Source organism: Cellvibrio sp. (genome assembly GCF_053579595.1).
This window is the reverse complement of record NZ_JBRFPI010000560.1, coordinates 1-1,872: the sequence shown is the minus strand read 5'-3', so window position 1 is coordinate 1,872 and position 1,872 is coordinate 1. Positions and strand designations below refer to the sequence as shown.

1 protein-coding gene and 1 pseudogene are annotated in these 1,872 nt (G+C 46.7%); both read left to right on the top strand.

Annotated features, from left to right (window positions below):
- The first annotated feature begins 120 nt into the window (after positions 1 to 120).
- Positions 121 to 873: a dienelactone hydrolase family protein gene (locus ACWA6V_RS21105; RefSeq protein ID WP_449524325.1), complete on the top strand. Its 753-nt coding sequence runs from the start codon at positions 121 to 123 to the stop codon at positions 871 to 873.
- Positions 874 to 911: 38 nt separating this feature from the next.
- Positions 912 to 1,872 (top strand): annotated as a pseudogene (locus tag ACWA6V_RS21100) (peptidase M13); the annotation flags it as partial.

Here is a 1,872-nt window from a genome sequence, read left to right as displayed (position 1 = left end):
CGAGTCCATCGCCAAAGTAAAAGTATTAATGGATACGCTTGAGCGGGAATTTGGAGCAAATAATTAATCATTTATTAGTAAATCATTTCAAGTAACGATTTATTTCGAGGAGAGAAGAACGTGCTTATTCAGAATCACCAGATTGACCTCAACACCCCGACCGGCACCATGCGTTGCTATGTGTATCACCCAAAAGACACTGCTGAAACTGCCGGTAAAAAATTCCCCGCCATTATTCTCTACTCCGAAATTTTCCAACAAACCTCACCCATTCGCCGCAGCGCACAAATTATGGCGGGTCATGGCTTTATCGTGATTGTTCCGGAAGTATTCCATGAATTAAATCCGATCGGCACCGTATTGGGTTATGACGATGCCGGCCGCGATAAAGGCAATGCCGACAAAGTCGCCAAAACATTGGAAGCACACGATACCGATACGCAAGCGATGATCGACTACGCGCAAACCTTGCCCTACTACTCTGGCAAAATCGGCGCTATGGGATTTTGTTTGGGCGGTGGATTGGCGTACCGTGCGGCAATTAATCCTGCCATCAGTGCAACTAGTTGTTTTTACGCGACCGATATCCACTCAGGTTTAACACCATCAAAACCCGGCAATGAAAGCCTCACACGCACCGGCGAGATTAGAGGCGAGCTGCAAATGATTTGGGGCAAACAAGATCCGCATATTCCACCGGAAGGCCGCGCAAAAGTGTATGCCAATTTGGTTGCCTGCAATGTGAACTTTACCTGGCACGAAGTGAATGGCGTTCACGCGTTTATGCGCGATGAAGGCGACAGATACGATGCCGAATTACAACTCTGGGGCTACCAAACTGCGCTGGGCATGTTTAAGCGCGCACTTTATTAATTTCATCCAGCAATCACACATTATTCAAGGAAACCGCAATGAAAAAGATGACCGCAATTGCATTGGGTATTTCTCTCGCGTTGGGGGTTAGCTCTTGCAGCAATAACAGCTCACCCAAAAAAGATACATCAACAACTCAAACTGGCATTGCCCTTGGTTCAGGTATTGATCTGGCCAGTATGGACACCAGTGTTGCGCCACAACAGGATTTTTTCCGCTATGTGAACGGAAAGTGGGTGGACAACACACAAATCCCCGCCGATAAAGCGCGCTGGGGCAGTTTTGACTCATTGGCTGAAAATGCAGAAAACGATGTGCGCGCGTTAATCCAGGAACTTGCGGCAACCCAACAGATCGCAGGATCGGATGAGCAAAAAATTGCGGATTTGTATAAATCCTTTTTAGATGAAACCTTAGCCGAGCAATTGGGTTTAACACCGCTAAAAGATAATCTGGCGCAAATCGATAAACTGAAATCCCACGCGGACTTGGCTGTGCTTTGGGGCGAGTGGCAAGCCTATGGTATAGGTATTCCGCTTGAGCTTTATATCGATCAGGATGAAAGACAATCCGATCAATATATTACCGGTGCCTATCAATCGGGCTTAGGCTTACCTGATCGCGAATACTATTTAAAAACCGATGCGGTCTCTGTTGAACTGCTCGGAAAATATCAGGCTTACATTGCCAAAATATTGAGTTTGGCCGGCATACCTAAACCGGAAAAAGCCGCCGCCGATATAGTCGCGCTGGAGAAAAAAATCGCCAACCTGCATTGGACTCGTGTACAAAACCGCGACCGCACTGCAACCTACAATAAACTGACCTTGGCTGAACTCAATAAACAAGCGCCCGGTTTGAATTGGAATGCATTTTTTGCAGCGGCGCAGTTAGGCAATATTGATGCAGTGGTAATCAACCAACCCACCTACGTTAACGCCTTTGCCAAACTGCAAGCACAAACTTCTGTTGCACAGTGGCAACAGTATTTGAAATTTC